Source organism: Flagellimonas marina (genome assembly GCF_042651185.1).
Lineage (GTDB): Bacteria > Bacteroidota > Bacteroidia > Flavobacteriales > Flavobacteriaceae > Flagellimonas > Flagellimonas marina.
This window is the reverse complement of sequence record NZ_JBHSCL010000007.1, coordinates 125,528-144,607: the sequence shown is the minus strand read 5'-3', so window position 1 is coordinate 144,607 and position 19,080 is coordinate 125,528. Positions and strand designations below refer to the sequence as shown.

General features: G+C 42.0%; 25 protein-coding genes. 18 read left to right on the top strand and 7 right to left on the bottom strand.

Going from position 1 to position 19,080, the window contains the following annotated elements:
- The 3 genes from recO to ACFOWS_RS11880 form a co-directional block, all read right to left on the bottom strand.
- Window positions 1-720: a DNA repair protein RecO gene (gene recO / locus ACFOWS_RS11890; RefSeq protein ID WP_379765607.1), complete on the bottom strand. Its 720-nt coding sequence runs from the start codon at window positions 718-720 to the stop codon at window positions 1-3.
- 90 nt (window positions 721-810) lie between these two features.
- Entirely contained in the window at window positions 811-2,154 is a 1,344-nt protein-coding gene (gene gdhA, locus ACFOWS_RS11885; RefSeq protein ID WP_379764804.1) for an NADP-specific glutamate dehydrogenase, read from the bottom strand.
- A 129-nt stretch (window positions 2,155-2,283) separates the two neighbouring features.
- Window positions 2,284-3,438, bottom strand: coding sequence for a cystathionine gamma-synthase (locus tag ACFOWS_RS11880; protein WP_379764802.1), 1,155 nt, complete (start codon window positions 3,436-3,438; stop codon window positions 2,284-2,286).
- A gap of 85 nt (window positions 3,439-3,523) precedes the next feature.
- Between ACFOWS_RS11880 and ACFOWS_RS11875 the strand changes: the two genes are divergently transcribed.
- Entirely contained in the window at window positions 3,524-4,264 is a 741-nt protein-coding gene (locus ACFOWS_RS11875) for a DUF3298 and DUF4163 domain-containing protein (RefSeq protein ID WP_379764800.1), read from the top strand.
- 17 nt (window positions 4,265-4,281) lie between these two features.
- Here ACFOWS_RS11875 and ACFOWS_RS11870 read toward each other — a convergent pair whose 3' ends face one another.
- On the bottom strand, window positions 4,282-4,833 hold the full coding sequence (locus ACFOWS_RS11870) for a conjugal transfer protein TraO (RefSeq protein WP_379764798.1): 552 nt from the start codon (window positions 4,831-4,833) through the stop codon (window positions 4,282-4,284).
- A gap of 136 nt (window positions 4,834-4,969) precedes the next feature.
- Window positions 4,970-5,443, bottom strand: coding sequence for a DinB family protein (locus ACFOWS_RS11865; protein WP_379764796.1), 474 nt, complete (start codon window positions 5,441-5,443; stop codon window positions 4,970-4,972).
- A 135-nt stretch (window positions 5,444-5,578) separates the two neighbouring features.
- Here ACFOWS_RS11865 and ACFOWS_RS11860 point away from each other — a divergent pair, with 135 nt between their 5' ends.
- The 5 genes from ACFOWS_RS11860 (at window position 5,579) to ACFOWS_RS11840 (ending at window position 8,771) form a co-directional block, all read left to right on the top strand.
- Complete coding sequence (locus ACFOWS_RS11860; RefSeq protein ID WP_379764794.1) at window positions 5,579-5,827, top strand: ArsR/SmtB family transcription factor; 249 nt, start codon at window positions 5,579-5,581, stop codon at window positions 5,825-5,827.
- A gap of 188 nt (window positions 5,828-6,015) precedes the next feature.
- The gene (locus tag ACFOWS_RS11855) at window positions 6,016-6,708 is read left to right on the top strand and encodes an aspartate/glutamate racemase family protein (protein ID WP_379764792.1); all 693 of its coding nucleotides are present in this window, start codon (window positions 6,016-6,018) and stop codon (window positions 6,706-6,708) included.
- A gap of 47 nt (window positions 6,709-6,755) precedes the next feature.
- Entirely contained in the window at window positions 6,756-7,109 is a 354-nt protein-coding gene (locus tag ACFOWS_RS11850; RefSeq protein ID WP_379764790.1) for an arsenate reductase family protein, read from the top strand.
- The gene (locus ACFOWS_RS11845) at window positions 7,106-7,999 is read left to right on the top strand and encodes a DMT family transporter (protein WP_379764788.1); all 894 of its coding nucleotides are present in this window, start codon (window positions 7,106-7,108) and stop codon (window positions 7,997-7,999) included. The genes ACFOWS_RS11850 and ACFOWS_RS11845 overlap by 4 nt, the downstream gene beginning before the upstream one ends.
- Window positions 8,000-8,120: 121 nt before the next feature.
- On the top strand, window positions 8,121-8,771 hold the full coding sequence (locus tag ACFOWS_RS11840; protein WP_379764786.1) for an SMI1/KNR4 family protein: 651 nt from the start codon (window positions 8,121-8,123) through the stop codon (window positions 8,769-8,771).
- Window positions 8,772-8,778: 7 nt separating this feature from the next.
- Here the strand turns inward: ACFOWS_RS11840 and ACFOWS_RS11835 are convergent, their stop codons facing one another.
- Window positions 8,779-9,252: an acyl-CoA thioesterase gene (locus ACFOWS_RS11835; protein WP_379764784.1), complete on the bottom strand. Its 474-nt coding sequence runs from the start codon at window positions 9,250-9,252 to the stop codon at window positions 8,779-8,781.
- A 116-nt stretch (window positions 9,253-9,368) separates the two neighbouring features.
- Between ACFOWS_RS11835 and ACFOWS_RS11830 the strand changes: the two genes are divergently transcribed.
- The 12 genes from ACFOWS_RS11830 to ACFOWS_RS11775 all read left to right on the top strand — a co-directional run bounded on the left by ACFOWS_RS11830 (window position 9,369) and on the right by ACFOWS_RS11775 (window position 17,483).
- The gene (locus ACFOWS_RS11830; protein WP_379764782.1) at window positions 9,369-10,355 is read left to right on the top strand and encodes an NAD(P)H-dependent flavin oxidoreductase; all 987 of its coding nucleotides are present in this window, start codon (window positions 9,369-9,371) and stop codon (window positions 10,353-10,355) included.
- 42 nt (window positions 10,356-10,397) lie between these two features.
- A complete protein-coding gene (locus ACFOWS_RS11825) occupies window positions 10,398-11,399 on the top strand; it encodes a bestrophin family protein (RefSeq protein ID WP_379764780.1) in 1,002 nt (333 codons plus the stop codon).
- The gene (locus tag ACFOWS_RS11820) at window positions 11,399-12,361 is read left to right on the top strand and encodes a YheT family hydrolase (RefSeq protein ID WP_379764778.1); all 963 of its coding nucleotides are present in this window, start codon (window positions 11,399-11,401) and stop codon (window positions 12,359-12,361) included. Before ACFOWS_RS11825 ends, ACFOWS_RS11820 begins: the two co-directional genes overlap by 1 nt.
- A gap of 115 nt (window positions 12,362-12,476) precedes the next feature.
- Window positions 12,477-12,959 carry a c-type cytochrome gene (locus ACFOWS_RS11815; protein ID WP_366585588.1) on the top strand — a complete coding sequence of 161 codons (483 nt, stop codon included), beginning with the start codon at window positions 12,477-12,479 and terminating at the stop codon, window positions 12,957-12,959.
- Window positions 12,960-13,029: 70 nt separating this feature from the next.
- Window positions 13,030-13,407, top strand: coding sequence for a nuclear transport factor 2 family protein (locus tag ACFOWS_RS11810; protein WP_379764776.1), 378 nt, complete (start codon window positions 13,030-13,032; stop codon window positions 13,405-13,407).
- A gap of 2 nt (window positions 13,408-13,409) precedes the next feature.
- Complete coding sequence (locus ACFOWS_RS11805; RefSeq protein WP_379764774.1) at window positions 13,410-14,120, top strand: membrane or secreted protein; 711 nt, start codon at window positions 13,410-13,412, stop codon at window positions 14,118-14,120.
- Between the two features lie 87 nt (window positions 14,121-14,207).
- Window positions 14,208-14,627 carry an META domain-containing protein gene (locus tag ACFOWS_RS11800; RefSeq protein ID WP_379764772.1) on the top strand — a complete coding sequence of 140 codons (420 nt, stop codon included), beginning with the start codon at window positions 14,208-14,210 and terminating at the stop codon, window positions 14,625-14,627.
- Entirely contained in the window at window positions 14,624-15,439 is an 816-nt protein-coding gene (locus ACFOWS_RS11795) for an META domain-containing protein (protein ID WP_379764770.1), read from the top strand. The genes ACFOWS_RS11800 and ACFOWS_RS11795 overlap by 4 nt, the downstream gene beginning before the upstream one ends.
- A gap of 1 nt (window position 15,440) precedes the next feature.
- Window positions 15,441-15,929 carry a hypothetical protein gene (locus tag ACFOWS_RS11790; protein ID WP_379764768.1) on the top strand — a complete coding sequence of 163 codons (489 nt, stop codon included), beginning with the start codon at window positions 15,441-15,443 and terminating at the stop codon, window positions 15,927-15,929.
- Between the two features lie 10 nt (window positions 15,930-15,939).
- On the top strand, window positions 15,940-16,293 hold the full coding sequence (locus tag ACFOWS_RS11785) for a YciI family protein (RefSeq protein ID WP_379764766.1): 354 nt from the start codon (window positions 15,940-15,942) through the stop codon (window positions 16,291-16,293).
- 115 nt (window positions 16,294-16,408) lie between these two features.
- Window positions 16,409-16,870 (top strand): YciI family protein, encoded by a 462-nt coding sequence (locus tag ACFOWS_RS11780; protein ID WP_366585602.1) that lies wholly within the window; start codon window positions 16,409-16,411, stop codon window positions 16,868-16,870.
- A 10-nt stretch (window positions 16,871-16,880) separates the two neighbouring features.
- The gene (locus tag ACFOWS_RS11775) at window positions 16,881-17,483 is read left to right on the top strand and encodes a DinB family protein (RefSeq protein WP_379764764.1); all 603 of its coding nucleotides are present in this window, start codon (window positions 16,881-16,883) and stop codon (window positions 17,481-17,483) included.
- Window position 17,484: 1 nt separating this feature from the next.
- Here ACFOWS_RS11775 and ACFOWS_RS11770 read toward each other — a convergent pair whose 3' ends face one another.
- Window positions 17,485-19,011, bottom strand: a complete 1,527-nt coding sequence (locus ACFOWS_RS11770; RefSeq protein WP_379764762.1) for a SulP family inorganic anion transporter — start codon at window positions 19,009-19,011, stop codon at window positions 17,485-17,487.
- Window positions 19,012-19,080 lie beyond the last annotated feature (69 nt).

Genomic DNA, 19,080 nt, shown 5'->3' with positions numbered 1-19,080 from the left:
TTATTGAAAAACGGCATTTAATACAGCAAGAGACTTTGGTTCCCTAAATCCATGCACATGCAACCGGAAATAAAGAATGACCATTTTTAAGAGTTCCCGCCTATTTGACTTAGTTAGTTGTTTTGTGTGTAATACATCAAAATCCGTGCCTAAAAACCCCTTGAAATCGTTCAATAATTCATTCTGAATCAGTGGGTTGAGCGACGGTGTTTTGCAAAAACTTCCTTCCTGAAGATCAAAAAAACGCGCGTTTTGAAATGAAGTATCTGGGTAGAAGCCCAAATATTTGGTGAGATTCAACAAAAATAGAAGGTGAAAATTGGGATTTGTTGGGTGTTCGTCCAACCAAAGCAACGCGTATTCCAAATAATTGAAAAGACTTTTATCCTGTTCCTCTTCATGGATGCTATTGCCCAGCATTTCAGCCAAAAAAAGAACAATGCTGTTTTTTACAATATCCGTATGGAGGGTCTTGTAAGGTACGGCCACCTTCACTTCTCGAATGCTTTCCAATGTGCCTTTGTTCTTATGGTACGCTACAATTTCTAACTGCATGAGTGGCTGAAAATACCCAGGTTTCAATTTTCCTTTTTTGGACCCCATAACACCTTTCAACAAGTAAGATTTTAATCCATCTGAAGCCGTAAATGCCTTAACAATAAGGCTGGTGTCGCCATATTTTAAAGCGGAAAGCACTATGGCCTTGGTGGTCACTTGCATAGGGTACAAAAAAAGGCAGTTACAGAAAGGGGTAAAAATAAGCACTCCTTCCGGTAACTGCCAACCAAAAACTCTGGTTGATTATAAGAATTATATCACTCCTTGGGCTAACATGGCGTCTGCCACCTTAACGAAACCAGCTATATTAGCTCCTTTTACGTAGTTGCAATAGCCGTCTTCTTCTTTTCCATATTCGATACAGGCATCATGAATATCACCCATGATTCCCTTTAATCTCTCATCTACTTCCTCTCTGGTCCAGCTAATGCGAAGTGAGTTCTGTGACATCTCCAAACCTGATGTGGCAACACCTCCGGCGTTTGAAGCCTTCCCAGGCGCGAACAGTATTTTGGCATCGTGAAATGCATGGATGGCCTCTGGGGTTGAAGGCATGTTGGCGCCTTCTGCCACAGCTATACATCCATTTTTAATCAATGCTGCTGCTGCATCTCCATCCAACTCGTTTTGGGTGGCACAGGGCAGAGCTATATCACAAGCCACTTTCCATGGCGTTTCTCCTTTGTGGAATTCTGCCGATGGGTATTTATCCACATATTCGGAAATCCTACCTCTTCTGTTATTCTTTAAATCCATGACAAAGGCCAGCTTTTCTTCGTCAATGCCGTCTTTGTCATAGATAAATCCGGCAGAATCGGAAAGTGTCAATACCTTACCTCCAAGGTGTAATACCTTTTCGGCTGCATATTGCGCCACATTACCTGAGCCTGAAATTACGACTTTTTTGTCTTTGAAGGTTTCATTTTTGGTCTTTAACATGCTGTCTGCGAAATACACAGTGCCGTATCCGGTAGCTTCAGGACGAATCAAAGAACCTCCCCAAGAAAGTCCTTTCCCTGTCAATACTCCAGTAAACTCATTGCGAATTTTTTTGTACATCCCAAAAAGGAATCCAATTTCACGGGCACCTACGCCAATATCCCCAGCTGGAATATCGGTGTTCGGACCAATATGTCGGCAAAGTTCTGTCATGAAAGCGTGGCAAAAACGCATGATTTCATCGTCCGATTTCCCTTTTGGATCAAAATCGGAACCTCCTTTTCCACCGCCCATGGGCAGCGTGGTCAAGCTGTTTTTAAAGACCTGTTCAAAGGCCAAGAACTTCAATACACTGGCGTTCACGGTAGGATGAAAACGAAGACCACCTTTGTACGGTCCAATGGCTGAGTTCATCTGTACACGATAACCACGGTTTACATGGATCTCACCATCATCATCTATCCATGCCACTCGAAATGAAATCAATCGTTCGGGTTCCACCATACGCAAAAGGATATTCTTTCCGTTATAAATATCTTGTTTGGCGATGTACGGAATTACGGTTTCCGCGACTTCTTGAACCGCTTGGATGAATTCTGGTTCATGGCCATTTCTAGTGATGACCTCATCCATAAATGCTTTAATTTTTTGTTCCATAAAACGGATTGCTATTTTGTTGTCTCTGCAACTTTAAAAAGAGGCAGTTTTATTATATTTTGAATTTGAACGCAAAATTATGGTATTTACACAATTTGAATGGGCTTTTTTTAAAAATTTTTCAATTTCCTAACCTATGGCCCGCTCCAAATCGGCGATCAAATCGTTGGCATCTTCAATACCAACGCTTAAACGAATCAAGGCATCCACTACCCCACTTTTTTCGCGTTCTTCTTTGGGGATACTTGCATGCGTCATACTTGCCGGATGACCCGCCAAACTTTCCACACCTCCCAATGACTCGGCCAGAGTGAAAACTTTGAGTTTTTCCACAATTTTAATAGCTTCTTCATAACTGCTCCCCTTTGGCACAAAGGATATCATTCCACCAAAACCGCCCATCTGACTCTTGGCTATGTCGTGGTTGGGGTGTGATTCAAATCCAGGCCAATAGACTTTTTCAATTTTAGGGTGTTTGTCCAAATAGTTGGCTATGGCTTCCCCATTCTCGCAATGGCGTTGCATGCGCACGTGAAGCGTTTTTATACCACGGAGCGTTAAAAAGCTATCCATGGGGCCACACACGGCACCACTGGCGTTCTGAATGAAATAGAGTTTATCCGCCAGTTCCTTATCCTTGACTACCAAGGCTCCGACAACTATGTCACTGTGTCCTCCCAAATATTTGGTGGCCGAGTGCATTACTATGTCAGCACCCAATTCCAAGGGTCTTTGCAAATAGGGTGTTGCAAACGTATTATCCACAGCTAACAACAGCTTATGCTTTTTGGCCAAAGCAGATGCTGCCTTTATATCGATGATGTTCATCATGGGATTGGTTGGTGTCTCTACCCAAATCAGCTTAGTTTTGGAGTTGATGTGAGCTTCAATGGCATCCATGTCCTGCATCCCGATAAAATGAAACTTTATGCCATATTTTTCAAAAATCTGTTTGAAAAGTCGGTAACTGCCTCCGTATAAATCATTAGTGGAGACCACTTCATCTCCAGGCTGCAATAATTTTATCACTGCATCGATGGCCGATAACCCACTGGCAAAAGCCAACCCATATGTCCCACTTTCTATACTAGCCAAGGCATTCTCCAAAGCGGTTCGGGTAGGATTGGCACTTCGTGAGTACTCAAATCCCTTATGTCCTCCCGGAGTGGTCTGGGCATAGGTTGAGGTTTGATAAATGGGGGGCATAACGGCTCCGTACGCTTTGTCTGGATGCTGCCCACCGTGAATGGTCTTGCTGTTGAATCGTAATTCTTTTTTGCTCATTTTCTTAGGATCTTCATACAAATGTATTGCTATCTTTCGGAGTTTTCAATGAAGTCTTATTTTTGGGAACCCTAAAACCTCACTCATGAAAAAGTATTTCGGCCTACTTTTAATCCTCTGGATTCCTTTTGGTTGTGAAACAGAACAGAAACTTACTTTTGAGCCGCTCGAATTGCACGGGGAATCCTGTGGGAATTGTCCTGAAATCACAATAGCCCTTCCACATGCCTTGGATGATTCCAATGTCGCCACCGCCATAAACCGAAGTTTACGGGAAGAGGTGATTGCTTTGCTGTCCTTCAGCGATAACGAAGATATTGAGAATGTTGATCAGGCCATGGCATCATTTACTGAAAGTTATAAAGAACTGAAGACCAAGTTCACTGACGAAATAGGGTGGGAAGCGAAAATCAATGGTGAGGTTATCTATGAGGATGAGCATTTGGTCACCATTGTGGTGAACTCTTATACCTTTACGGGTGGTGCACATGGCTATGGCTCCACAAGTTATCTCAATTTTGATAAAGCAAAAGGCACCGAGCTGGAAAACTGGGAACTTTTTGATGACCTTGAAGGATTTGAAAAGTTTGCGGAAGCAAAGTTCAGGATTCAGGAGAAAATTCCGCAAGATGGCAACATCAATGCCACAGGTTTTATGTTCGAGGGCGATGCATTTCATTTATCCAACACTATTGGCTATACGAAAGATGGGGTGCAGTTGATCTACAACCAATATGAGGTCGCCTCGTATGCGGATGGCCCCATCATCCTAACGCTTCCTTATGCTGAGGTCAATCTTTTTTTGAAGCGTAAGGTAAAGTCCTAAAAGAGAATTGTGCCAACTCACTTCAAATAATACCGAATACCAACCCCCAACAACAGTGTGGTATCATTGAGGTCGCTGTTAAAATGGTAAAAACCGTTTATCGGAACAATCAAGGAAAAGGCATCAGAAATAAAGAAATCCATTTCAAAAGAAGCGTAGCCCCCATAAATAAAACTGCTTTCGGCGGAAAGGGCATTAAAAGCAAATTCGGTTTCCCCGTTATTGATGTATTTGTACCCCACGGAGGGCCCTCCTCCAAAATAAAAGAAGAAGCCTTTTTTGGGTGAGGTCAATATTGTCGTAAAATACCCCAGACTAAACAAATAATCATGGTAAGGAAACTCAACACCGGAATTGGGCTGCTCTTTGGAAAAAGTGGCCGCCAGTGCTACTTGAAGATAATCGGTGGTGCTATGGGTATAATTCAAGCTGGCTTGAACACCATAGCCATCGGTTTTGTAGGTTGGCACAACCCCAACCGATAAGTTGCCGCGTTGGGAATACATTTGCTGAATAGGAATTACGAACACGGCCCAGAGGCCCAAATAGATGAAGTAGGTCTTTCGCATTTTGGTTACGATTTGGAATTAAAGAAACCTGTATTATCAATTTGGGGTACTGCGCAATCGCATTTATACATTCAAAGATACAAAATGGGGAATATTCAACTAAATTGAAGCATTAACTTTAAGCAAATACCGATTCCTAATGTTCGCTGGCCAAAGCTTTTTGCAGCCCACGGACGGCCCCTAAATGAATCCCTTCATGGTAGGCACTAAAGACAATGGCATCTTCAGCACTGGTCAACGTAACATTGACCGAAGTAGTCAGTTCTTTATAGTTCTTTACATGTAACCTGCCCTTCTCGTAATCCAACTGAATGTGCTTCACGGTACTAAAAAGATAAGTGGATACCTTTTCAACTTCTTGGGCCGAAGGCTCTCCGTTTGGAAAAGTGCCCTTTCGGTATGTATTGATCAACTCTTCCTCAATCGTGTACTCCAACCCACTTAATCCATAGACCAAAAGTTGAGGGGTCACCACTACATGGGCAATATTCCACCAGATATTATTGTTGAATCCTTCTGGGATTTTGTACAGCTCTTCTTTTGGGGTGTGCTGTAAGATATCTTGAAGTATTTTTCTGTTTTTATAGAGGATGTCGAATATCTTTTCCATTTTTTAGGTTTAAAAAGCCATCATTTTGTTAAAACATTTCTATTTTTTTAGATATGTGAATATTTAAATTATATTTGCACTATGGATATTGTTGAAATCAACAAAGTTTTATCTAATAAAACTAGAGTTAATATTTTGAAATGGTTAAAAAACCCGGAATTAAATTTTCCGCCCCATCAAGATATTGACCATTTTAATGATGGTGTTTGTGTGGGTTACATTCAAGATAAGACCGGGCTCTCACAATCCACGGTCTCAACCTATCTCAATTCCATGCAGAATGCAAAATTGGTCATTCCAACCCGGCATGGTAAATGGACCTATTACAAGAGAAATGAAGAAGTCATCAAAGCTTATATGGAAGCTATAAAGAATGAACTGTAATTTTTTAAGCAATCATATTGACATTTAGCGAAATATAAATATTATGGAAAATTGTTGTATTTGTCCCCCTCCAAGGAAGTCTATCCCAAATCCACTGAGGGTCATGAATCAAAAGCTATCTCATTTTCTAACCTCCATTACCATTGAAGGAGCAGAAAATATGTCAAAAATCAAATAAACACCACTATATGAAAACAATAGGAATGATAGGCGGCATGAGCTGGGAATCCTCAAAAATATATTACCAGTATCTCAATGAAATGATTCGTGAAAAATTAGGAGGCTCACACTCTGCCAAAGCTATTCTTACTTCTGTCGATTTTGATGAAATTGAAAAACATTCTTTCTCAGGCGATTGGGACAAGATTGGAAACCTGATGGGAACACATGCCAAAAAGTTGGAAGTTGCAGGTTCTGATGTTGTACTGCTCTGCACCAATACCATTCATTTAGTGAGCAACTTCATCACTGATGCTATCAACATCCCTTTCTTGCATATTGCCCATGCCACTGGAGAGGCCATTAAAGCAAAAGGAATGAAGAAAGTGGCGCTCCTTGGCACCAAATTCACTATGGAGAATGATTTTTACACCAAAATACTTATAGAAAATTTTGGTCTTGAAGTCATTGTTCCAGATGTAAAGGATAGAAATACGTTACAGTCCATCATCTATAACCAATTGGTAAAAGGAGTTTTTACCGAAGAATCAAAAGTTCAAACACTGGACATTATTAAAAAAATGGCTAGGCAAGGTGCCGAAGGTGCCATCTTGGGTTGTACAGAGCTGCCTTTACTCGTTCCTGCCAATGAAGCGATAATCCCTACCTTTGACACTACAAAAATCCATGCCCAAAAGGCGGTTGAATTTGCGCTTTCTTAATGCGAATTGATTCATTTTTAACTTCCTTTGTGCCTTAGAACATGATCATGAAAAAGATTTACCACTTGGGCAGTTGCTCTACCTGCCAACGCATCTTAAAAGAATTGGAGCCATTGAAGGGTGTTCAATTGCAAGAAATAAAGTCAGAAGCAATGACTACGAAGCAATTGGAGGAAATGGCAACCCTTGCCGGTGGGTATGAACGCTTGTTCAGCAAAAGGGCCATGTTGTACCGCCAAAAAGGATTGCATGAAAAACAGCTTTCCGAAAACGATTACAAGGAACTTATCTTGGAACACTATACCTTTTTAAAGCGACCTGTTGTTTTGGCTGATGGACAGATTTTTATCGGCAATTCCAAAAAAGTGGTCCAGGCCGCAAAAGAGGCCCTTCACGGATGAACAAAAGAACACTGGCCATTTTGGCTGCCTTGGGTGCCACTACAATTTATGGCGTAAACCATACTATTGCTAAAGGTGCCATGCCCCATTATGTTGGGCCCTTTGCCTTCATTATGTTGCGGGTGGGAGGGGCTACGCTCTTATTTTGGTTGATCTCCTTTTTTGGACCCAAAGAAAAATTGGAGAAAAAAGACTGGGGCCGTATTCTTGCCTGCGCTTTTTTGGGAATGGTGATCAATATGTTGACTTTTTTTAAAGGGCTACAGCTTTCCACACCTATTAATAGTGCGGTTTTGGTAACCATTACCCCAATTATTGTGGTGATTCTATCGGCCTTATTCCTCAGTGAGCGAATTACTTTGAACAAAGGTTTGGGAATTTTTTTAGGCTTTATTGGCGCTTTGGGTCTCATTCTTTTTGGGGCTGAAGTGAGGCAGGATGCCCCCAATATTCCCTTTGGTAATTTTTTGTTCATTTTGAACGCCACCTGCTATGGCTCATATCTTATTTTGGTAAAAAAGCTGTTGGAAAAGTACCATCCCTTCAATCTGATGAAATGGCTGTTCAGTTTGGCTTTTATTATGAATTTCCCCATAACCTTGCCCGAGTTTTTGGAAATACAATGGACCACTATGCCCCTTTGGGTCTACGGCTCAATAGCCTTTGTGGTTATCGGCACAACCTTTATGACCTATTTGTTCAACGTTTTTGCCCTAACGCAGCTTAAAGCTTCCACCGTAGGAGCGTTTATCTACATTCAACCTCTCATTGGCATCTTGTTTGCCCTATTTGCTGGCAAGGACCATCTTACCTTGATTAAGATCTTAGCCACTTGTCTGGTGCTGTTGGGGGTATATTTGGCGGGGAAAAGACCCAAGGTGGGAGCCTGACCCCAAAGATTCTTTCACACTTTCTTATTCGTCAAGCTGAAGGGGTTGTTCATCAATTGGCAGGACAAAATCCCATTTTTGAAAGCTAGATTACAGCTGTAATAGAACGAATCAAGACATCGTGAATCCTCAAATTGTCCGCATCAAGAAGAAGCTACCGAAGGCTAAGCATGTTGATAAAAGCTGTTTGGTCTTTGGAGCAGCGGCCCACAAATATGAACTTCATCCCCCGGCCACCATTGCCCAAGTGGAAGCATTTGAAAAAACTCTTGGAATTCAGCTACCAGATTGTTACCGTGCTTTTGTATTGCAGGTTGGAAATGGGGGAGCATCATACCAAAACTCCGGAGCTGGCCCGTATTACGGAATCTACCCCCTCGGAGATCATTTGGACACATTGGTCTACGGAAATCCAAAAGCATTTCTAAAAAATGTCTGCCTACTTTCTCCTAAAATGACAGATGCAGAATGGAGAAACCTAACTAAAGCTTTAGAGGAGGACAATCTTTCGGATAAAGCCTACTATCTCGAATTTGCCAAAATCTACGGTGGAATCTTGCCTTTGGGCTCGCAAGGATGTACTTATGTTCATGGACTTATTTTGAACGGGCCACACAAAGGCAAAGTCGTAAATCTAGAAATGTCTGCGGACCAAAAACCCTCCTTTGCCCCAGATACTAGTTTTTTGGACTGGTACGAGCATTGGCTAGATGAAATTATTTCTGGAAAGCTGATTAAAAAAGCGGCAAGTTGGTTTGGCTATTCCAAATAACAAAACCTTAAAGATCCTTCGGAATTTGAACAAACTTCCGGGTATCAGCCTTGGTCAGAACCTTAAAGTCCTCCGACTTTTCCATTCTGCCGAACGCTTCCAAAAATTCATCGGGCAATCCAATAAGTTTTCGCTCCTTTAAATCAATCCAAGCCCCCATCATTTGACATCGAGCAAAATTTTTGCCATTGCTGTCGTAAAAATTATGTTCAAACTCAAAGAACATTCCATCTGCGCTCATTCCCTTAAATCCCAAGGAAACTTTTATAGGTTTTCCCGCAAAGACCTCTTTAAAGTAATACATGTGCTCATAGAAGACCACAGGACCTATATTGTGTTCGGCCATGCTTTTTTGGTTAAAGCCAAGCTGGCCGAGATATGCCATCCGAGTATGGCTCATAAAGTTGATATAGGCCGAGTTGGCCAAATGGCGATTGGCGTCCAAATCGCTCCATCGAATCTCAAATTCTTTAAAAAACATAGTGGTAATTTGTTATGCATGCATAATAGATGGCAAAAATACCATAGTTTTATAAACTGATTCCAATGAAGTACCATTAATAATTCTATTTTTAAACATAGTTTAACACAAAGTCCATGAGCCAAAAAGCTGAATTTATCAAAGACCTTTCACTACCCGCAATAGCTGCACCCATGTTTCTTATTTCCGGTCCGAAATTGGTCGTGGAATGTTGCAAAAATGGCATTGTTGGCACCTTTCCCGCCCTTAACCAGCGTACCAGCGAAGGATTCGAGGAATGGCTCATTCAAATTAAGACAGAGCTGCAACAATTTGAAAAAGAAACGGGCAAAAAGGCCGCTCCTTTTGGGGTAAACCTGATTGTACATCCCACCAACCCTAGATTGGAGGCCGATGTAAAACTATGCATAAAGCATAAGGTTCCCTTAGTGATTACTTCACTCGGTGCGGTAAGTATGGTGGTGGATGCCATACACAGCTATGGCGGATTGGTATTTCATGACATCATTAAAAAAAGACATGCCGAAAAAGCGGCAGAAGCAGGGGTGGATGGTCTCATCTTGGTCTCTGCAGGTGCCGGCGGCCACGCGGGAAACATCAACCCCATGAGTTTGGTCACCGAAGTGAAAAAAATCTTCAACAAGACCATCATTCTTTCCGGATGCATAAGCACCGGACGGGATATTGCCTCAGCCATGCAAATGGGTGCAGATTTGGCCTATATGGGAACCCGTTTCATTAACACCGAAGAGAGCAAGGCCACGGACGAATATCGAAAAATGATCATTGAGGCAGGGGCCAATGATGTGGTCTACACCGCAGCCATTTCTGGAGTACATGCCAATTTTTTGGCCGCCAGCCTAAAGGCTGCCGGAATTTCCGAGGAAGATTTAAAGAAAGACCACAAAATCGATTTTGGAAAAGAACTCGATACCGAAGCCAAGGCCTGGAAAACCATTTGGTCCGCTGGTCAAGGGGTTACGGCCATTGACGATGTACTGCCCGTCTCTGAATTGGTTGATAACCTTAAAAATGAATTTAAAGCGGCCATTGAAGAACAGGCCAAACTTTTGGAGACTTTCCCGAAGAATAGCCTACCGTAATTTTCTTTTGTATTTTGTACGGTGTAACCAACACTTGAACCCATGTACATCAAGAGGAACATTAGCTGGCATATTATCCTGCGCTATGCCTGGAAAAATCTAATTTTTTTCGTTCTTTATTCGGGCATTATTTTTTATGTATACGCCACTTTGGGCTGGACCCACATCGATATTCCTTTCCAACCACTTTCGGTAATAGGTATTGCCGTGGCCTTCTATATTGGTTTCAAAAACAGCCAAAGCTATGACCGTTTTTGGGAGGGGCGAAAAATATGGGGAGGCATCGTAAATTACTCGCGTACCTGGGCCAACAATGTATTGTGTTTTGTGGAAAATGACCGAAATGCCCAAATTACCCTAATCCATAGGCATATTGCCTGGATCAATGCCCTTCGCATACAACTGCGCCAGCCCAACAGTTTTTCTATAAAGGAGAACCGCGCCGTGGAACGCTTGTTTGATAAGCACGGGGAACGTAATCCTGCTTGTGATGGAATGGATTTGTTCCTCTCCCAAGAAGAAATATCCGATTTGGAGAATAGAAAAAATGTCGCAACCCATCTTGTGAAAAATCAAGGGAAGCAACTTAAAAAATTGTTGAAGGAAGGAAAAATAACAGAGTTCGATAAACAGGTGCTGCATGGAAACCTGGAAGAAATGTATAACCTTCAAGGAATGTGCGAACGCATTAAGAACACCCCTTTTCCAAGACAATACGCCTATTTCAGTACAGTTTTTACCTGGATTTTCATTCTTTTGCTCCCCTTTGGGTTGCTTAATGTTTTTGAAACCCAGCTTCAAGGCCTAAATGAAGTTCACAACTGGTGGTACCTTGGGCTTATGGTTTTCTTTTCCGTATTGATCTCATGGATTTTCACCACCATGGAAAAAATTGGAAGTAATAGTGAGGACCCCTTTGAAGGACGTATCAATGATGTTCCTATGACCGCCTTGTGCCGCACTATTGAGATAGACCTTAGGGACATGTTGGATGAGGCCAATCTACCCGAAAAAGTGCAGCCTCAGCATAATATATTGTATTAATGCCCCTCGTTTCTTCCAATTATTCACCACCCCTCTTTTTTAAAAATGGTCATTTTGCCACCATTTACTGCGGCCTTTTCAGAAAAGTCAATGGGGTTTTCCAAAAAAGGGAGCGTTTACCATTGTCTGATGGAGATTTTTTGGATTTGGATTGGAGCGATTCCATAATACCTTCAAAAAAATTGGTCATCTTGCTCCATGGTTTGGAAGGCGATGGTCAACGACCTTACATAACAGGAAGTGCCAAGCTCTTCAATCAAAATGGATATGATGCCTGTGCCGTAAATTATCGAGGGTGTAGCGGTGAGACCAATACCTTGTATCGTTCCTACCATTCTGGCGTTACGGAAGATATAAAAGAAGTTATCGACCACATATTGAAAACCAAGGATTATTCGGAAATCTACATCAAAGGCTTCAGTTTGGGCGGCAACCTGGTGTTGAAATATTTGGGGGAAGATGAAACTGTTCCAAAAGAAATAAAAGGGGCCGTGGCCGTTTCCGTACCGTGCAATCTGCACAGTTCTTGTCAGAAATTGCTAACATTCAACAATATCCTATATGCCATTCGGTTTAAGGGAAACCTGATTGCCAAGCTTAGGGAAAAACAAGAATGGTTTCCTGACCTCATCACTGATTCTGATATCAAAAAAATAAAAACCCTAAAGGATTTTGATGATATCTACACCAGTAAGGCACATAACTTTAAAGACGCACTGGATTATTACACCCAGTGCAGTTCCCTCCAATTTTTGCCCAACATAAAGGTGCCCAGCTTAATCATCAACGCACTGGACGATTCTTTTTTGGGCCCGGAATGTTATCCCTTTTCTGAAGCGGAGCAAAATCCAAATCTGTATTTGGAAACTCCAAAACATGGTGGGCATGTAGGCTTTTGGGGGAAGCACAACATCACCTATACAGAGAAAAAAGCATTGGATTTTTTCAATCAGTTACCCTAATAATGGTTATAAATGCAACAAAGGAACGAGGTAGTGCAAAAACCGCTATAAAATTAGTCGTCAATTACCTATCTTAGTAGCTGCATTAACACAAACTACAACAGAATTGATCAAAATGAAAAAATTACTCCTTTTTATTGCATTGGGAGCCTTTGTGGCCAGCTGCGGCGGAAAAAAAGAAGAAAAGAAGGACGACGGCTTTGAAGTGAGCCGCACCAAAACCGAAGAGACAAATGCCAAAGCCAGTGAAGGAGTTCCCGTGGATTTGGATAATAAGGGCGTTGGTCCTATTGAAGATTTGACGTTCCCAGATACTATTGATGAAGAGATGGCTGCCCGCGGAAAGGCCAAATTCGATGCCATCTGTGTGGCTTGCCATATGGTGGATAAACGTATGATCGGTCCTGCTATGAAAGGAGTTTATGAACGAAGAAGTCCGGAATGGGTCATGAACATGATCTTGAACCCCGATGGAATGCTCAAAGAGGACCCTATAGCAAAGGCCTTATTGAAAGAATATAACAATGCTATTATGCTCAACCAGAACCTTACCGAAGATGAGGCAAGGGACGTGGCCGAGTACCTAAGAACATTATAACAATCAACCATACATCTTTGAAATGCTGTTGTTTTCTTGAAAGGCAACAGCATTTTTGTTTATACCGATCATGGATTTAGCAACAAACAAAAACAATGCAATGGCCTTCTACAAAATGGCCTATGAAGGAAGCCCACGGGAAGCCGTTGAAAAATTTGTTGGGGATGTCTACATTCAACACAACCCAGATGTTGCTGATGGCAAAGAAGGATTTATCTCCTATTTTGAGAAAATGCAACGAGAATACCCCAACAAATCCATAGCTTTTGTAAGGTGTATCGCCGAAGGTAATTTGGTTGCCCTTCATACACATCAAACTTGGCCCCAAAATGACGAATATGTAACTATGGATTTTTTTCGCTTCGATAACAACGGGAAGATCTGTGAGCACTGGGATGCCATTCAACAAATACCAAAAACAGCAGCACACGCCAATAAAATGTATTGATTATGAAAAAATATGTTCTATCCCTTATCCTCATCCTTCTGGCCATATCCCTTTCCAATGGCCAAGACCTCAATGGCGCATGGCAGTCAACGGTTACAAATAATGAAGGTGTTTCGGTGCAATATGTGGCCATTGTTTCTGGTGATTATTTTTCCCAAGCCTTTTTTGAAAAAGAAAACGGTAAGTTCATGGGCACCATGGGCGGAGCCTTGTCGCTTAAAAATGGATCGCTTACCTATACCTTGGAATTTGCCTCTTTCGACCCCGATTTAGTGGGAACCTCAGATAGTCTTCCTTACAGGCTTGATGGAGACAAGCTATATGTAGATGACAAAACATGGACCCGTTTGGATGATGGTTCTCCCGGCAATCTTGCAGGAGCGTGGTTGATATCTGGACGCAAGCGCGATGGCCAAATTGTAAAAAGAGATACCTCCGGACCACGAAAGACCATGAAAATACTTTCCGGAACACGCTTCCAATGGATTGCCTTCAATACCGAAACCAAAGAGTTTATGGGAACCGGTGGTGGCACCTATACCACAACCAATGGAAAATACACTGAAAATATTGGTTTCTTTTCTCGGGATGACTCACGGGTGGGGGCCAGTTTACAGTTCAATTATGAGCTTGTTGATGGCGATTGGCACCATTATGGATTAAGCAGCAAGGGGCAGCCCATCTATGAAGTCTGGAGTAAAAGAGTGAAATAAAACATTCCCGTATTTAGTTGATTTGTTGAAGGTTTCATCATTTTTTTTAGTATTTTTCTGTACCATTAACTATAATTTTCTGTACAAATGAAATCCTCTATTATCCTTTTTTTAGGTGTCCTGATTGTGGCTGGTTCCTGCAATACAAAACCGGACAGTTCTGAAGAACTCTTTAACTCCACTTGGGAATTGATTTATATTTCTGGCCCTCGCATCGCTTTCGATGGCCTTTTCCCAGAGAAAAAACCACAAATTTCTTTCAACAAAGAAACCCACATGGTTACCGGAACCGATAGCTGCAATGGCTATTCTGCCGACTTTGAATTGAATGGGGATTCTCTTTCTTTTGGAGAACCCGGACCCACAACCATGATGTTCTGTGGTGGAGGTGAAAGACAATTCCTAAACATGATGCAAAAGATTGATGGATACATCATTCAAGATGGTGAACTCAACCTCATGATAGGTGAAATTCCCATGATGCGCTTCAAAAAAATTGAGCCATGAGAAAATTGATTGTCCTGATGGGCACCTTGTTGCTTTTCATAGGTTGTATTGAAAATAAAAAGTCGCCACCCGAGGAGAATGAAGCCATTGAAAAAACTACCGACACAGTACAAAAACAGGTGAGAAAAATGGAGGCTTTGGCCGTCACCCCAGATGGTAGTTATTTTAAGGCTACGGGAACTGAACCTTTCTGGGGTTTAAAAATCCTGGAAAATAGTTTGGAGTTGAACATGATGGAAGATACCATTTATACACCCCACGCCGAACCGATTAAGGCCCAAGATTCGAACATAAGCATGTATCGCATCCAAACGGAAGCCGTGGAATTGGATGTGATCATTGCCCATAAAGAATGTACCAACGCCATGTCTGGCGAAAAATCACCTTACACAGTAACCATTGCCTATAAACGAACCGGGGATGAAGAAACCCATGCGCTGGAAGGTTGCGGGACCTATATAACGGATTATCGTTTACATGATATTTGGGTTTTGGAAGAAATGAATGGCGAATCGGTATCCCCAGCCGACTTTAATGGACAGGATGTTCCCAACATGGAAATAAACATCAATAACAATCGGTTTTCCGGTTTTTCAGGATGCAACCGAATGACAGGTGGGCTTTTTTATGAGAAGGATGTTTTACGATTTACCCAAGTAGCAGGAACCAAAATGGCCTGTCCGGGGATGGATAAAGAATCAAAGTTCTTGCAAAATCTTCAAGCCAGCACCCAATATACCATTGCAAATAATAGACTGACCCTTTCCAATGGCAGCAAAGAGCATCTCCTTATTTTCAAAAAAATAGATTGATATGAAAAAAATAACAATAGCCTTCTTCTTGACGGTACTGGTAATCAGTTGCAAAACCAAAGAAGAGAAATCAAATCAAAGTTCAGAACAAGAAACCTCCACAGAAATAATGGAGGAAACGGAAACTCCATCAACGAGATTGGAAGTTGGTTGCTATACGTATAATGCCAACGGAAATAAAATCAGCTTGGAAATCACCGATATGTCCAACACCATTCTGGCAAACTTAGATTATGCCCTTAAAGAAAAAGATGCAAATACAGGAACCTTTGCTGGAACCTTAAACGATAGCATTCTAATAGGCAGGTATACATTTGCTTCGGAAGGTATGGAAAGTACTCGCGAAGTAGCCTTTTTGGTGAAAGATAACCAGTTGATTGAAGGCTACGGCGAATTGGATGAAACCGGCACAGCCTTTAAGGACAAAAACAACTTAAGTTTCAGTTCCTCAATGCCCCTGACCAAGACTGATTGTAATCCCGAAATGTAAACCCAGTATAATGAAATACATTGTACTATTCCTCCTTTTGCCCTTTTTCATGACTGCGCAGGAAAGTGAAAAAGAGAAATCCCGCTTTGTGGCCTTGTATACCATTGGTTCGCTTTGGGACACAAATAAAGCTCCCAATGACCAAGCCTATTTTAAGGAGCACTCCGCATTTTTGTCGAAACTAAGAAAGGACAATACCATTGTTATGGGTGCTCGCTATAGCGATACGGGAATGATAGTTCTGGAAGCTACGGATTTGGAAGCGGCCAAAAATCTTTTGTTCGAGGATGTTGCCCTTCAAAATCAACTTTTTAATGTTGAAGTACACCCGTTCAATGTTTTTTATAAAGGATGTTTTGATTGAGCAATCACGATGAAAGCTCGTACTTTTACCCCCGGTTTTTGGCAATAAAACTCCTAGGTTTTGACCCTCAATTCGTTATTTTTGGTCGATAGGCATACACGTAAAAACTATCACTATGAATTCAAGATTAATTTTTCTTTTCGTTTTATTGAGCTGTTCCGTAACATGGGCTCAATCTGAAGAAGTAGTATATAATGCGGAAAAAGCCAAAAAGTACGGTGCTGATGATTATGGGATGAAAAAGTACGTTTTTGCCTTTCTGAAACGAGGTCCCAACCGCGACCTTTCCAAAGAAGAGGCCGCAGAATTGCAGGCCGCCCATATGCAGAACATTGGTAAAATGGCCCAAGAAGGGAAACTGGTGTTGGCCGGTCCTTTTTTTGGCAATGATGACCTAAGAGGCATTTATATTTTTGATGTGGATTCCATTGAAGAAGCCAAAATGCTCACAGAAACCGACCCTGCCATACAAGCAGGGAGCCTTGTAATGGAATTGAAAGAATGGTACGGTTCAGCAGCGCTCAAAGAAGTAAACGAAATTGGCCTTACCTTGGCCAAAAAATCCATCATGGACTAAGCATTGCATCATGAAAAACCATTCCCTTCTACCTTTTTTAGGTTTAGTTTTCTTCTTTACCTTAGTTTCAAAATCAACAGCCCAAGACATGGAACTGCCCTATCATCAAATTCCTGATTACGCCGAGGAATACACTCCCGGTAATGTTGTAGCGCGAATGATTGATGGTTTAGGCTACCGATTTTATTGGGCTACCGAGGGGTTGACCCAAAAAGATTTGGACTACAAACCTTCGGAAGATGGAAGAACCGCCATGGAAACCTTGCAACATATTTGCGGAATGTCCTATACCATCTTGAATGCCCCTTCGGCCACACCCAATGTACGTCAAGACCTTTCTGGTTTTTCATTTGAAGAGCTACGACAAAAAACCTTGGAAAATCTCAAGGCAGCCAGCGAAGCTTCATCAGGAAAAAGTTCAGATGATATGGCGTCTTTCAAAATTATTTTTCAGCGGAGCGACCAGCAGACCGAACTTCCCTTTTGGAACATGCTCAACGGTATGCTCTCGGACTGCATTTACCACACTGGGCAAATTGTGTTGATGCGCAGAGCTAGTGGAAATCCGCAGAATCCCAACGTAAATGTGTTGATGGGAAAAACGAGGGAATAACTTATCTATCTACCACAACTTTGTAGGTTGGATCTTCCAAAACATTTACCTCGATGATGTCATCGGCATTGGCCAATAATCTTCTACAATCTCGGCTCAAATGTTTTAGGTGTACTTTTTTGCCTACTTTTTTGTAACGTTCGGTGATTTTGTTAACGGCTTCAATGGCCGACATATCCACTAATCGGCTTTCGGCAAAATCTATCACGATTTCATTGGGATCGTTCAAGACGTCAAATTTCTCTGAAAAAAGCGTGGTGCTTCCAAAAAAGAGGGGACCGTAGATTTCGTAATGTTTTACCCCATCCTCATCAACTCGTTTTCTAGCCCGAATACGTTTGGCATTGTCCCAGGCAAACACCAAGGCAGAGATAATAACGCCCACCAAAACGGCCAAGGCCAAATTGTGGAGAAAAACGGTTACCAAGGTCACCAAAACCATGACCAAAACATCAGATTTTGGCATACGCCTAAAGGTTCTCAAACTGGCCCATTCAAAGGTGCCCAGTGCAACCATGATCATCAGTCCGGTAAGTGCGGCCATGGGTACCTTTTCAATCAAACTAGACCCAAACATGATAAAAGCAAGGAGCATTAAAGCGGCTACAATCCCAGATAATCTGGCTCTTGCACCGTTGGAAGTATTGATCAAACTTTGTCCTATCATTGCACATCCACCCATCCCAGAAAACAATCCTGAGAGAATATTGGCCGTTCCTTGGGCTACAGCCTCTTTGTTCCCACGACCTCGGGTTTCGGTGATTTCGTCTACTATGTTCAAGGTCAATAAACTTTCTATCAACCCAACTCCCGCTACAATAGCGGCGTAGGGAAAAATGATTTCCAAAGTTTCCAGCGTAAATGGCAAATCAGGAATATGGAAAGGAGGAAAGGTTCCCTGAATTGAAGCAATATCCCCAATAGTTCGTGTATCCAACCCAAAGAAAAACACAATGCCAAAAACCAAAAGAATGGCAGCCAAAGATGCAGGAATTACCTTGGTCAATTTAGGCAGTCCCCAAATGACAAGCATAGTCAAAAAAACCAATCCCAAAAAAATATACAGTGTACTGCCGGTCAACCAAGCTCCATCTGCAGTCTGGAATTGACTCAGCTGTGACATAAAAATAATTATGGCCAATCCGTTTACAAATCCGAAAATCACGGGCTGGGGCACCAAGCGCATCAATTTGCCCAAGCGTAGCAATCCTGCAGCCATCTGCAGAAGTCCGGCCAGGATTACGGTGGCAAAAACATATTCCACCCCGTATTGTTGCGCCAAACTAACAATGACAACAGCCACTGCCCCGGTTGCTCCTGAGATCATACCGGGCCTACCTCCCAAAATAGAGGTGACCAAACCCATGACAAAAGCTGCATATAGTCCAGTTAAAGGTGAAAGTCCCGCAATGAACGCGAAAGCAATTGCTTCGGGAACCAAGGCCAAGGCCACGGTGAGACCAGATAATATTTCGGTTCTGTAGTTTACCTTTTGTGAAAAGTCGAAAAGATTGAGGTACTTTTTCATGGCTTCTTTCTTGAAGCGGGCAAAAATAACACTATTCAATACAAGACCCTAATGGACCAAGGATTTTTA